A 13786-nucleotide genomic window follows, 5' to 3' on the forward strand; every position below is an offset into this window, starting at 1 on the left:
GGGGACAATGTGGTAGGGGGCGAGGCAGCGCGTGGCTGCCTTGTGTTTTGCATATCCGGCGCGGCTGGAAACGCTGGTCGGTGGCATAAGGTGGGCGTGATGCCCACCTTCGCTGTTTACATGTGGATCGGGCCATCGCCGCAGGCAAGTGCGGCCTCGCGGACAGCTTCCGAATAGGTCGGATGTGCATGGCAGGTCATGGCAAGATCTTGGGCTGACGCGCCAAACTCCATTGCAACACAGACCTCGTGGATCAGATCACCTGCGCCGGGGCCAATGATATGGGCACCCAGAATGCGGTCGGTTTCCTTATCCGCAAGGATTTTGACAAAGCCGTCACCGGCAAAAACCGCCTTGGCCCGGGCGTTGCCCATAAAACTGAACTTGCCCACTTTATAGGCGCGACCGGCCTCTTTCAGGGTTGCTTCAGTCTCGCCTACATTAGCCACCTCGGGGTGGGTATAGATCACACCGGGGATCACGCCATAGTTTACGTGACCATGTTTTCCGGCAATCACCTCGGCGACGGCCATTCCCTCGTCCTCGGCCTTATGGGCCAACATTGGCCCTTCGATCACGTCACCGATGGCATAGATGCCCTTGGCCGCAGTCTGCCAGTTCTTGTCGACCGCGATCTGGCCGCGTTTGGTCAGCTCCACGCCAAGCGCCTCGATGCCCAAACCGTCATGCACTGGCTTGCGCCCGGTGGCGACCAGTACCACATCCGCATCCAGCACATGTTCGCTGTCATCTTTGCGCAGTTTGTAATGCACCTTGGCCTTGGTCTTGCTCGCCTCGGTCTTTTGTACCGCGGCCCCCATGACGAACTTCAGCCCTTGCTTTTTCAGCATCCGCTGAAAGACCTTCTGCACCTCGGGGTCCATCCCCGGGGTGATGGCGTCAAGGAACTCGACAACGGTAACTTCCGTGCCCAGACGCGCATAGACGCTGCCCAGTTCCAGCCCGATCACACCGGCCCCGATCACCACCATTTTCTTGGGTACTTTGCCCAACTCCAGCGCACCGGTAGAAGTCACCACAACCTTTTCGTCAACGTCAACACCCGGCAAGGAGGCCGGTTCAGAGCCTGTGGCGATGATGATGTTCTTAGCCTCGTGAACCTCGTCACCGACCTTGACCTTGCCAGCCTCCGGCACTGATCCCCAGCCTTTCAACCAGTCGATCTTGTTCTTCTTAAACAGGAACTCAATGCCCTTTGTGTTGGTGTCGATGGTGCCTTGTTTGTAGGACAGCATCTGTTTCCAATCGACAGAGGGGCTTTTGCCCTTCAGGCCCATCTCGGCAAAATTATGCTCGGCCTCGTGCAGCATATGGGAGGCGTGTAGCAGGGCCTTGGACGGGATACAGCCAACATTCAGGCAGGTGCCGCCCAAAGTTTCGCGGCCCTCGACACAGGCGGTTTTCAGACCCAGTTGCGCGCAGCGGATGGCGGCAACATAGCCGCCAGGGCCGGAGCCGATCACAATAACATCATAGCTGGACATGGGGGATCTCCTTGGGAGTTATATGAGTGCTGCAAGCAGCATAAAAAAGGTGGCAAGCAATCCTGCAAACCAGATGTAGGAGCGGGCAGGGCTGAGGCCTTTGGCATAGGCGGGAATATAAGCAGTGCGCGCAGCGAGGTAGACCCATGCGCAAAGCGCTGTAAAGCCTGAGTTCTGGCCAGACATCTCGATCACGCCGACGGCAATCGTAAACAGGATCAACCCCTGAAAATGATTGTCAAAGGCGCGGCCCAGACGGGCGGTTTGTTCGGATATCTGGCGGGTGGGGGCGGTGTCACGTGCGGACATGGTATACCCCATGCCAAGCTCCTTGTTTGCCGGCACAGCGTACAGCGCGAACTGTACGATTTGCAGAATGGCCGCGAGGGTAAGGACGGTAAGTTCGGGTGTCACGTGAAGTCCTTTTGGGTGGGGACAACCGCAGTGCTTTGGCAATGCGGCAATGGCGGGGAGAACCCCGCCCTACAGTTGACCCGTAGGGCGGGGTTCTCCCCGCCTAATCTGTCACAGATCCATCAACAGGCGACGGGGATCTTCCAGCATCTCTTTGACGCGCACAAGGAAGGTCACCGCGCCTTTGCCATCGATGATCCGGTGGTCATAGGACAGCGAGATATACATCATCGGACGGATCACCACCTCGCCGCCAATGGCCATCGGACGGTCCTGAATTTTCGCCATGCCCAGGATGCCTGACTGTGGTGGGTTCAGGATTGGTGCGGTCATCAGCGAGCCATAGACACCGCCGTTTGAAATGGTGAAGGTACCGCCGGTCATGTCTGCCATGCTCAGCTTGCCGTCGCGGGCCTTCTTGCCCATGGTGTTGATGCCTTTTTCAATTTCGGCAAAAGACATCGTATCCACGTCACGGATCACCGGCACCACAAGGCCTGTGGGTGTGCCCGCAGCGACCCCCATATGCACGTAGTTCTTGTAGATCACATCAGTGCCGTCGATTTCGGCGTTAACCTCTGGGATCTCTTTCAGCGCATGGCAGCAGGCCTTGGTGAAGAAGGACATAAAGCCCATGCGCACACCGTGCTTCTTCTCAAAATCCGCCTTGTAAGCGTTCCGGATCGCCATCACTTCGGTCATGTCGACCTCGTTGAAGGTGGTCAGGATCGCGGCGGTGTTCTGGGCCTCTTTCAAACGGCGCGCCATGGTTTGTTTCAGGCGGGTCATCTTTACCCGCTCTTCACGGGCGGCGTCATCTGCCGTTGAAGGGGCGCGGGCAGGGGCCGCAGCAGCTGGTGCCGCTGCGGTGGTGCCTGCGGCAATCGCCTTGGCAACGTCCTCTTTCATCACCCGGCCGTCGCGGCCTGTGCCGGTCACCGCATCACGGTTCAAGCCCGTTTCGGCCATGGCTTTCTTGGCGGATGGCGCATCTTCGACGTCCTTGCCGCCTGATGTAGCAGCTGCGGGCACGTCCGAGGCCGCAGCCTGTGCGGGAGCGGCCACTGCAGCGCCGGCACCGGATGCAATCACCGCAAGTTTCGCGGATGCTTCGACTGTGCTGCCTTCTTCGGCAAGGATCTCGCTCAGTACACCAGCGGCTGGGGCGGGCACTTCGACGCTGACCTTATCGGTTTCCAGTTCGCAAAGCATTTCGTCCTGCGCGACGCTGTCGCCGACCTTCTTGAACCATGTGCTGACGGTGGCTTCGGTCACGCTTTCGCCAAGGGTCGGCACCATGACGTCAACGGATGCACCGCCTGCGCTGGCCGGGGACTGGCTTGCTGCGCCGGCGTCTTGGGCGGCTTCTTTTGCCTTGGGCGCAGCGTCTGATCCGGCGGCCCCTTCTGAGATATTCGCCAAAAGCGCATCAACCCCGACGGTTTCTCCTTCGGCGGCAATGATCTCGGACAGGGTGCCGGCAACCGGGCTTGGCACTTCGACGGTTACTTTGTCGGTTTCCAGCTCGCAGAGCATTTCATCAACAGCCACGGTATCGCCGGGCTTTTTAAACCACGTTGCTACAGTGGCTTCGGTCACGGATTCGCCCAATGTGGGCACGCGTACGTCGGTCATTTCTTTGATCCTTCAAGTGTCAGCGCCTCGTCGATCAGGGCGGCTTGCTGTGATTTATGCATGCTGGCCAAACCTGTGGCAGGTGAGGCAGCAGCGGCGCGTCCGGCATAGCTTGGACGCGAATGTTTGGCGTTGATACGGGTCAGGACCCATTCGATATTCGGTTCGATGAACGACCATGCGCCTTGGTTCTTGGGCTCTTCCTGACACCAGACCATATCGGCGTTCTTAAACCGCTCCAGTTCCTTGACCGCGGATTGTGCGGGGAACGGATAGAACTGTTCGAAACGCAGCAGATACACATCGTCGATGCCGCGTGCGTCGCGTTCTTCCAGCAGGTCGTAATAGACTTTGCCGGAACACATCACGACACGTTTGATTTTGTCGTCCGCCACCAGATTTGTTTTGGAATTGCCTTGCTGGGCGTCATCCCACAACACGCGGTGGAATGAGGAACCGGTGGTGAATTCATCGGCGGTACTTACCGCAGTTTTATGGCGCAGCAACGACTTCGGTGTCATCAGCATCAGTGGCTTGCGGTAGCTGCGGTGCAGCTGGCGGCGCAGAATGTGGAAGTAGTTCGCCGGCGTTGTACAGTTGGCCACGATCCAGTTGTCACCGCCACACATGGTCAGAAACCGCTCCAGACGCGCGCTGGAGTGTTCCGGTCCTTGCCCCTCGTAACCATGTGGCATCAGGCAGACGAGGCCAGACATGCGCAGCCATTTGCTTTCGCCGGAACTGATGAACTGGTCGAACATGATCTGCGCGCCATTGGCGAAATCGCCAAACTGGGCTTCCCACAGGGTCAGCGCATTAGGTTCGGCCAGCGAGTAGCCGTATTCGAAACCAAGAACCGCATATTCTGACAACATGGAGTCGATGACCTCGTATTCGGCCTGACCCTCGCGAATGTGGTTCAAAGGATAATAGCGGTCTTCGGTTTCCTGATTGATCAAGCCAGAGTGGCGTTGCGAGAATGTACCGCGCGTTGAATCCTGACCGGCAAGGCGAACTTTGTAGCCCTCGGTCAACAAAGAGCCGAAAGCGATGGCCTCGGCTGTGGCCCAGTCAAAGCCCTTGCCGCTTTTAAACATCTCGGCCTTTGTATCCAGCAAACGACCAACGGTTTTATGCAGGGGGAACCCATCCGGCGCGGAACTGATTGCCTTGCCAACCGCGGCAAGTGTTTCTTTGGAGATTGCAGTCTTGCCGCGCTGGTATTTTTCGCCGCGTTTATCCAGATGAGACCATTTCCCATCCAGCCAGTCGGCCTTGTTCGGGCGATATTCTTTGCCGGCCTCAAACTCATCATTCATGTATTTCTGGAAATCGGCCTTCATGTCCTCGATCTCGCCCTCGGGGACAAGACCGTCTTTGACCAGACGCTCGGCATAGAGGCTGAGAGTGGTTTTATGGCCTTTGATCTTTTTGTACATCACCGGGTTGGTGAACATCGGCTCATCACCTTCATTGTGACCAAAGCGCCGGTAACAGATCAGATCGATCACCACATCCTTGTGGAATTTTTGGCGGAACTCGGTCGCTACACGGGCTGCATGCACCACGGCCTCGGGATCATCACCATTAACGTGGAAAATTGGCGCTTCAACCACCAGCGCATTGTCGGTGGGGTAGGGCGAAGAACGCGAGAAATGCGGCGCAGTGGTGAAACCGATCTGGTTGTTCACTACAATATGCATGGTGCCGCCGGTCTTGTGACCGCGCAGCCCGGAGAGGGCGAAACATTCCGCCACAACACCCTGACCGGCAAAAGCGGCATCGCCGTGTAACAGAACCGGCATTACCGAGATCCGAGTGGGGTCGTTACGCTGGTCCTGTTTGGCGCGGACCTTGCCGATGACCACAGGGTTCACCGCCTCAAGGTGGGACGGGTTCGCCGTCAACGACAGGTGTACGGTGTTGTCGTCAAATTCGCGGTCCGAAGAGGCCCCAAGGTGGTATTTCACATCGCCGGAACCGTCGACATCCTCGGGTTTGAAGCTGCCGCCCTGAAATTCGTTGAAGATCGCGCGATAGGGTTTCTGCATCACATTGGCGAGGACGGACAGACGCCCCCGGTGCGGCATCCCGATAACGATTTCCTTCACACCCAGCTGGCCACCGCGTTTGATGACTTGCTCCATTGCGGGAACAAGGCTTTCACCGCCGTCCAGACCAAATCGTTTGGTGCCCATGTACTTAACATGCAAGAACTTTTCGAAACCTTCGGCTTCGACAAGTTTGCTCAGGATTGCCTTGCGCCCGTTTTTGGTAAAGGCGATTTCCTTGCCGTATCCTTCGATCCGCTCTTTCAGCCAACCGGCCTCTTCAGGGTTCGAAATATGCATGTATTGCAGGGCAAATGTGCCGCAATAGGTGGATTTCACAATTGCAACGATCTGCTTCATTGTCGCAACTTCAAGGCCCAGAACATTGTCGATAAAGATCGGACGATCCATGTCGGCATCGCTAAAGCCATAGGCCTTAGGGTCCAGTTCGGGATGTTCGCCCATGTCGCGCATGTTCAGCGGATCAAGATCGGCGGCCAGATGGCCACGGATGCGGTAGGCGCGGATCAACATCAGGGCGCGGATTGAATCCAGTACCGCTTGTTTGATCTGATCGTCACTTACCGAGATGCCTTTTTCGGCTGCTTTTGCCTTGATCTTGTCGCCAGCTGCCTTTGCTTCAACGGGTTCGGGCCAGACGCCGGTCAATGCGCCCATGGTGTCGCCAGCAGGGGCGGGTGGCCAGTCGTTGCGCGCCCATGACGGGCCAGCAGCCTCGGCCTCAACAGCCTTGCGTTCGTCGCCCATGGCGTCGAAAAACACATGCCAGGCTTCGTCGACCGAGGCCGGGTTCGCGGCATATTGTGCATAAAGCTGTTCCAGATATGCAGCATTGTCACCTTCCATAAACGAGGAAGCGTGGAAGTGATCGTTGGCAGGTTTTTCGGTCATTGCGTTACCTAGCAAGTAAGAGGTCGGAACTGTCGAAGGTCAAAGACGGTCAGGTTTGTGGTGTCGGGGGCGGGCCGTAGGCATTGGTTTCAGGTTGTGACGGGCGGGTGAGCCACCACAGGAACACAAGACTGATTATCAATTGCACAATGGCGAGGATTGAAAACAATGCCAGATTTGCAAAATCGGGCATCTGCCCTGCGGCCATGGCCTCTTCAGTTGGAACGTCAGGGGCCATCAAGCTTGCAAGCAGGCTGATGCCGAATGGAATGACGATGTACCAGCCCGGACGTCCGGTATCTTGCAAACGGCGGAAACCCGCGGCAAGCGCGGGGCAGATAATAGCAAGCGTGTAGATCAGATAGAGCAGGCCCCAGATGAGTTGAGTAACAACTGCGCCGATCAAAACCACCAGAAAAAACCACCAATATTCCGAACGGGATGCACGCCCCTGAAAGGTCGCGTATTTTTGCGTCAGGCAGGTGCGTACTGCGGTGGGAAAATCCATGGTCATCTTGCGCTCCCATTCAGATGTGTGGGGGTCGGACGGGGAAACTGCCCGACCCGAGGTATCAGCCTTTTTCAATCGCTTCCTTAACGGCCTCGCCCAGCGTTGCGGGGCTGTCGGCGACAACGATGCCGGCGGCTTTCATCGCTTCGATCTTGTCTTCTGCACCACCTTTGCCGCCTGCGACAATCGCGCCAGCGTGGCCCATGCGGCGGCCCGGAGGGGCCGTGCGGCCCGCGATGAAGCCAGCCGTGGGTTTCCAGCGGCCCTTCTTTTTCTCATCAGCAAGGAACTGTGCCGCTTCTTCTTCTGCGGAACCACCGATTTCACCGATCATGATGATGGACTGGGTTTCGTCATCCGCAAGGAACATTTCCAGCACGTCGATGTGTTCAGTGCCTTTGATCGGGTCACCGCCGATGCCCACCGCAGAGGACTGGCCGTAGCCCAGATCAGAGGTCTGTTTCACCGCTTCATAGGTCAGCGTCCCCGAGCGTGAAACCACGCCGCAAGAGCCGCGCTTGTGAATGTGGCCCGGCATGATGCCGATTTTGCAGGCGTCAGGTGTGATAATGCCGGGGCAGTTGGGGCCGATCAGCCGGGATTTGGAGCCTTCCAACGCGCGCTGGACGCGCATCATGTCCAGCACCGGAATACCTTCGGTGATGCAAACGATCAGCGGCATTTCTGCATCAATGGCTTCAAGGATGGAATCCGCAGCAAAGGGAGGAGGTACATAGATTACCGATGCGTTTGCTTCGGTAACATGCATCGCCTCGTGGACAGAGTTGAAAACCGGCAAATCCAGATGGGATTGACCGCCTTTGCCGGGGGTCACGCCGCCGACCATTTTGGTGCCATATGCAATGGCTTGCTCTGTGTGGAACGTCCCCTGCGAGCCGGTAAGGCCCTGACAGATGACTTTGGTGTTTTCGTCGACGAGTACGGCCATGGTATTTCCTTGCTGGGTATTCGGTCTTGTTTCAGTGTGGCGCAACGCGCCGGATTAGGATCAATCGATGATGGGGGTGGACCCGTCATTCGCGCGCGGGCGCGCTGTGTGGTGGCCGCAAGAACGTGTCTGGCGGCAAGGGCTTATCACATTCACAATGGTGATTTGCTGAATGCTATGAATCCGTGGTGCCGCGGCCTTTTGGGGCCGGTTTGCCAGATGTGACGGGCTGGGGTGAACTGCCTGTGGCCCGTTGCGGACAACCGTTTCACCGCCGGCGCAAGCAGACAAAGTTGCGATCAGTGCAGCACCTGCTGTCATACGCATTGGTTTCATTCTGTCGTCCCTTCGTCTGCTTTTTTCGTAATGCCAAGGCCGTCATAAAGACGGTAGACTGAGATAAATGTTGTAACTCTGCCCGAATTGCGGCGAGTCCCCACATGCACCACGGCAACCCGCCCGTGCAAAAGTTCGCGCCCTTCGATCAGTGCTGTGTTTTCCAGATGCCTGTGCGTGTCTGGCAGAAGTATTTTGCGACCAAAAACAGGTGGTGTCCGCATCTGCTTGCGCAGGGCAGGGATGGTGCGGGCGGTGTGGTTCCCGTCAAAGGCAACCTCACACCGCCGTTCTATACCCTGCGGTGCATCCATTGGACGCGGTGCAAGGCTGTCATCCCAAAAGGTCAGCGTAAACGAAGCGACATTGGCTTTCATGTTACGCCGCGCATCTGCCTCGGTTTGGCCTGCTTTAAAACACCAGGAATTAAACGCCCGAATTGCCTCATTGGCCTGATCCGCGACAGCATCGCCTGCCACCCCGATAAGGGCAGTCAGGCCAAGTGCTTGAGCGGTGGTCACAGCCAAAGGCATTCGAGCGTTCTCCGTTCCGGACCTAGCCCTTAACCGCCGCCACAATCTTTTGTGCGCCGTCTTTCAGGTCTTCCGCCGCGATCACGTCGAGACCGGAATTGTTGATGATGTCTTTGCCTTGCTGCACGTTTGTACCTTCCAGACGGACAACCAACGGCACTTTCAGGCCAACTTCTTTCACCGCGGCAACAACGCCTTCGGCAATCACATCACAGCGCATGATACCGCCGAAGATGTTCACCAGAATGCCTTTGACCTTGGGGTCGGAGGTGATGATCTTGAAGGCTTCGGTCACTTTCTCTTTGGTCGCGCCGCCGCCTACGTCCAAAAAGTTGGCAGGCTCGGAGCCATAGAGCTTGATAATGTCCATGGTCGCCATGGCTAGACCCGCGCCGTTCACCATACACCCGATTTCGCCGTCCAGCGTGATGTAGTTGAGGTCGTATTTTGAGGCCTCAAGTTCTTTGGCGTCTTCTTCGGTTTCGTCGCGCAACTCGTTTATGTCGGCGTGGCGATAAATGGCGTTGCCGTCAAATGCGACCTTGGCGTCCAGCACCTTGAGGTCGCCGCTGTCTGATACGATCAGCGGGTTGATTTCCAGCATCTCCATGTCTTTTTCGATGAACGCTTTGTACAGCAGGCCCATCAGGCCGACACATTGTTTGACTTGTTTGCCTTCCAGACCCAACGCAAATGCGATGCGACGGCCATGGAACGCCTGGTAACCGGTGGCCGGATCAACAGAGAAAGACAGGATTTTATCCGGTGTGTTGGCAGCAACTTCTTCGATGTCCATGCCACCCTCTGTGGAGCAGACGAAAGACACGCGTGACGTCTGACGATCGACGAGCAAGGCAAGGTAGAGTTCGGTTTCAATGCCGGAGCCGTCTTCGATGTAGATCCGATTCACTTGCTTGCCGGCAGGGCCGGTCTGATGCGTGACCAGTGTCCGCCCCAGCATTTTTTTGGCTTCTTGCGCCGCTTCCTCAACCGATTTGGCAAGGCGTACGCCGCCAGCCTCGCCGGCATCCGCTTCCTTGAACTTGCCCTTGCCGCGTCCGCCCGCGTGGATCTGCGCTTTTACGACCCAAAGCGGGCCGTCCATTTCGCCAGCTGCGGTTTTCGCGTCCTCGGCCTTGAGGACCACGCGGCCATCAGAGACAGGTGCGCCGTAGCTGCGCAGAAGGGCTTTCGCCTGATATTCGTGGATGTTCATGAAAAAACGGTCCCGTTCTTGTTCAAGTCACAGGCAGGTGCGCCAGTGAGTCTTATGGTTCCGGTTCAGCCTTGTGCAGTTTCTAGTACATTGCCAGTAGAAAGCGACATTTGTGATCACAGTAGAAAAACGTGTGATCACAAATGCGGGAAAATTAATTTCGGGTAAACGATCTGGCTGTATTTAGAAGGCCAATTTCCACCCCCTAACGGGTATTTCGCGGAATAGCTGTGTGGGCCGACAGGCGAAACCGTGCCTGATTTGCGAAACACAAAGCTGTCCTAGGCGAGGCGGCGGGGCAGGTGCAATTCCCCGTCAGGGCATCGGGGCGCTGTGGCCCCGACAACCGGTTCGTATCGTCACAGAGGCATGAGCGCCCAATAGTCGAGGTCAAGCAGGACCTCGGGCAGATATTTACCATCCTCGCCACGTAGGGCAAAGGCATCGCCGCCCTTGGTCGCGACCAGCCGCAGACGGATGGCACCAACACCCGGCGCATCTGTTTCGGCCTTGTCCAGCACTTCTGACCATGCCCGGATTGTGTCACCGGCCAAACAGGGGTTGGCATGTGCGCCGCCATTCAGCCCGGCAATCATCTGTGCATTTGCCAGTCCGTTGAAGGACAGGGCGCGGGCCATGGAAATCACGTGGCCACCATAGATCAGCCGTGTGCCGTCAGGGCGGGCAGAGGTGTCAAAATGCACCTTGGCAGTGTTTTGCCACAGGCGGGTGGCCATCATATGTTCGGCTTCTTCGACAGTGACCCCATCGACGTGGTCGATTTTCTCGCCGATCTCGTAATCTCCCCAGCGGTGAGGTTCTCCGGCAAGGGTGAAGTCATAGTTTGTGAAATCGAGGCCTTCGGGAATGACCAGTTGACCGGCATCCAATGCCTTTGGCAGATCGGGCACAACCGTCTCAGGGGCCGGCGCGTCCACATCGCGTTTGCGCACCATCACCCAGCGGACATATTCCATTACCGCTTCGTCGTTCTGGTTCAAACCGGTGGTGCGGACATAAACAACGCCAGTCTTGCCGTTTGAATTTTGTTTCAATCCGATCACTTCGGACTGGCTGCGCAGGGTGTCGCCGGGCCAGACAGGGGCCAGCCAACGGCCCTGAGCATAGCCGAGGTTGGCCACGGCGTTCAGCGACACATCAGGGACGGTTTTGCCAAACACGATATGGAAGGCAATCAGATCATCCATCGGGCTGAACGGCAGGCCGCAGGATTGCGCAAACTGATCCGAGGAATAAAGCGCATGTCGCGCCGGATAGAGCATGTGGTAAAGTGCCCGCTCGCCCATTTTTACGGTGCGGGGCACTGCATGATGCAGGGTCTGCCCGACTCTGTAATCTTCAAAGAAACGACCCGAGTTTGTCTTGGCCATTAGTGGGCTCCTAATTTTGTATCGGGCGAATAGGTGCCCTCGACTTCTTTCACGACCGACTGTCCGCAGCGCATCACGCCTGCTTTGTGGTCCCATGTCTGGGTCGGGGAACCGTACAGCTCCCAGCCCTTGTTCAATGCATCCGTGACCTTGTGGCAAAAGGCGGATGTGTCTTCTTCCGACAGAAAGCGGTAAAGTTTCATGGCTGTCTCCTCAGGACGGAAACGGCGAAACGCCGAGCCAAAAGTGGATCGCCGCAACGAGGACAAACATCACCAGGCTGATGACTGTAAGGCGTATATAGGTAGCACGTCCGGCTGGGGCGGGGGCGGTCCATTCCGGTTCGGCGCGGTTGATCAGGATCACGCTGCCCACGGCCCAGGCCAGCAATCCGCCGAACAGGATGATCGAGGCAAGATCGCCATTCACCAGCAAATGCGCAGTGGCCCAGATTTTCACCGCCAACAACTGTGGATGGCGGGTTTTATAGGCCGGCCACGCCTTGGCCCCCTTGGCGGCGGATGATCCGTAAACCCAGAAGGCCAGCAGCATCGCCAGATTGTTCACATGGGTCAGGAAAAGCGGTGGGTGCCAGACGGGGATGAAATCCGCCATCCGGTAACCGATGACCATCAGCGCCAAAGCAGCAATGATCAGCAGGGCGATAATGCCCTTGCCCGGTGTGCCCAATGCAGACCGGGCGTCAGGCTTAAGCCGTTTGAACCAATGTGCGCCGACCCATAGGATCAGGCCGATGATCAACAATAACATAGTTTCACTCCGCGTTCAGGGATGCAATTGCATCAACCTTTGCCAGAGTTTCTCGTGCTGTTGCAACATGCAGGTTTTCAACGATCTTGCCGTCCACCACTGCAACCCCTTGGCCAGCCGCTTCGGTTTCGTCAAAGGCGGCAATCTGACGACGGGCCAGATCAATTTCTTCCTCAGACGGGGAGAAAGCAGCATTTGCCACGTCCAGCTGGGCCGGATGGATCAAGGTTTTGCCGTCAAAACCCATGTCGCGACCTTGATCACATTCGGTCCGCAGGCCTTCGTCATCTTTAAAGGCGTTATAGACACCGTCGATGATAGCGCAGCCATGGGCCTTGGCAGCCAGCAAGCACAGACCAAGCCCGGCCATCATCGGCAGGCGGTCAGCGCGGAACCGGGTTTGCAAATCCTTTGCCAGATCGTTGGTGCCCATCACCATGGCCTGTAATTGGCCGTGTGCCCCGATAGCAGCCGCATTCAACATCGCACCGGGGGTTTCCATCATCGCCCAGAGGGGGATATCGCCAACGATTTTCGCCAGTGCGTCAAGATCTGCGGGGCTGCCGACCTTAGGCAGCAGAATCGCATCGGCCCCCATTTTGGCTGCGGCTGCCGCATCTTCCGCGCCCCAGGGGGTATCCAGACCGTTGATCCGGATCACCTTGAACCGGTTGCCATAGCCGCCGGTTTCAAGGGCTGCGGCCAGTGTCGCGCGGGCGGCGGGCTTTTCTTCAGGGGTAACTGCGTCTTCCAGATCAAAGATGATTGCGTCGCAGGCAAGGCCGCGTGCCTTATCCAAAGCCCGGTCTTTTGAACCGGGGATATAGAGGACAGAGCGCAGCGGGCGGGTGATCTTTGACATGGGTGAACTCCGGTTGGGTCATAAAGTTGCGCGCAAAGGGCCATTTTTTTCGAAATAGTTCAACCGGAATCGTGCCGCAATGCAGCAAGGATCAAATTTTGCAGGAGTTTCCCCTGATCCGGGACGCCGCATTAACCAATAGTTCAGCCATCCGCGGCAATGTGACGCCATCGCACTCTATGGGGAGCGCCGTTCTGGCAAGGCCGTCAGAAAACAGCGGCGAAGGGCGCGCGCACGGATATCATAACCTGGGCCACCCGGGTCCCGCCGGAAAAATCCGGATTTGGTCCGAGGACCTTTGGGTGCGGCCTTTCGAATGAAGGCACATAGGATGAACAGTATTGGAAAACTACTCAATTTGGGCGGGCTGACGGCGGCAGCGGTCTTGTATCTGGTAACCACCACAGATGTTGCGGCCCAAGGCACAAGGAACTGCGCACCGAGACAGGCCGTGATGGACCGATTGGCCGACGGCTATGGCGAGACACGGCAATCCGTCGGTTTGGGGTCCAACAATGCCATGGTCGAGGTTTATGCCTCGGCTGAGACGGGCAGTTGGACGATCACCGTAACCTCACCGGGGGGACTAACCTGTCTGGTGGCATCGGGGCAGTCTTTTGAAACCGTGGCCGAGGTCATGCCGGCGAAGGGCAACGACGCGTGAACGCATGAACATACGGCATTTATGATGGACAGCTGA

The 13786-nt window shown here is 57.3% G+C and carries 13 protein-coding genes; 1 reads left to right on the forward strand and 12 read right to left on the reverse strand.

The features are described 5' to 3' along the window. Nucleotides 1–116: 116 nt before the first annotated feature. From lpdA to HKX44_RS00190, 12 genes are all read right to left on the reverse strand, one after another. Nucleotides 117–1505: a dihydrolipoyl dehydrogenase gene (gene lpdA, locus HKX44_RS00135; RefSeq protein ID WP_276149273.1), complete on the reverse strand. Its 1389-nt coding sequence runs from the start codon at nucleotides 1503–1505 to the stop codon at nucleotides 117–119. 18 nt (nucleotides 1506–1523) lie between these two features. After that, a complete protein-coding gene (locus HKX44_RS00140) occupies nucleotides 1524–1919 on the reverse strand; it encodes an MAPEG family protein (protein ID WP_276149274.1) in 396 nt (131 codons plus the stop codon). 111 nt (nucleotides 1920–2030) lie between these two features. Continuing rightward, nucleotides 2031–3554 (reverse strand): 2-oxoglutarate dehydrogenase complex dihydrolipoyllysine-residue succinyltransferase, encoded by a 1524-nt coding sequence (odhB, locus tag HKX44_RS00145; protein WP_276149275.1) that lies wholly within the window; start codon nucleotides 3552–3554, stop codon nucleotides 2031–2033. Further along, a complete protein-coding gene (locus HKX44_RS00150) occupies nucleotides 3551–6517 on the reverse strand; it encodes a 2-oxoglutarate dehydrogenase E1 component (protein ID WP_276149277.1) in 2967 nt (988 codons plus the stop codon). Before HKX44_RS00150 ends, odhB begins: the two co-directional genes overlap by 4 nt. A 49-nt stretch (nucleotides 6518–6566) precedes the next feature. Continuing rightward, on the reverse strand, nucleotides 6567–7031 hold the full coding sequence (locus tag HKX44_RS00155) for a DUF805 domain-containing protein (protein WP_276149278.1): 465 nt from the start codon (nucleotides 7029–7031) through the stop codon (nucleotides 6567–6569). 58 nt (nucleotides 7032–7089) lie between these two features. After that, nucleotides 7090–7977: a succinate--CoA ligase subunit alpha gene (gene sucD, locus HKX44_RS00160; protein WP_276149279.1), complete on the reverse strand. Its 888-nt coding sequence runs from the start codon at nucleotides 7975–7977 to the stop codon at nucleotides 7090–7092. Nucleotides 7978–8309: 332 nt separating this feature from the next. Further along, entirely contained in the window at nucleotides 8310–8846 is a 537-nt protein-coding gene (locus tag HKX44_RS00165; protein WP_276149280.1) for a hypothetical protein, read from the reverse strand. Nucleotides 8847–8868: 22 nt separating this feature from the next. Further along, nucleotides 8869–10062, reverse strand: coding sequence for an ADP-forming succinate--CoA ligase subunit beta (gene sucC, locus HKX44_RS00170; protein WP_276149281.1), 1194 nt, complete (start codon nucleotides 10060–10062; stop codon nucleotides 8869–8871). Between the two features lie 359 nt (nucleotides 10063–10421). Beyond that, a complete protein-coding gene (locus tag HKX44_RS00175) occupies nucleotides 10422–11453 on the reverse strand; it encodes a MaoC family dehydratase (protein WP_276149282.1) in 1032 nt (343 codons plus the stop codon). Then, nucleotides 11453–11656: a DUF1737 domain-containing protein gene (locus tag HKX44_RS00180; protein ID WP_276149283.1), complete on the reverse strand. Its 204-nt coding sequence runs from the start codon at nucleotides 11654–11656 to the stop codon at nucleotides 11453–11455. Before HKX44_RS00180 ends, HKX44_RS00175 begins: the two co-directional genes overlap by 1 nt. 10 nt (nucleotides 11657–11666) lie before the next feature. Then, complete coding sequence (locus HKX44_RS00185) at nucleotides 11667–12224, reverse strand: NnrU family protein (RefSeq protein WP_276149285.1); 558 nt, start codon at nucleotides 12222–12224, stop codon at nucleotides 11667–11669. 4 nt (nucleotides 12225–12228) lie between these two features. Beyond that, nucleotides 12229–13086: a CoA ester lyase gene (locus HKX44_RS00190; protein WP_276149286.1), complete on the reverse strand. Its 858-nt coding sequence runs from the start codon at nucleotides 13084–13086 to the stop codon at nucleotides 12229–12231. A 331-nt stretch (nucleotides 13087–13417) separates the two neighbouring features. On the opposite strand from HKX44_RS00190, the gene HKX44_RS00195 reads away from it, so the two are divergent. Then, complete coding sequence (locus tag HKX44_RS00195) at nucleotides 13418–13750, forward strand: hypothetical protein (protein ID WP_276149287.1); 333 nt, start codon at nucleotides 13418–13420, stop codon at nucleotides 13748–13750. The last annotated feature ends 36 nt before the right edge of the window (nucleotides 13751–13786 follow it).

This window comes from Sulfitobacter sp. M05 (assembly GCF_029285175.1).
Taxonomy (GTDB): Bacteria; Pseudomonadota; Alphaproteobacteria; order Rhodobacterales; family Rhodobacteraceae; genus Sulfitobacter.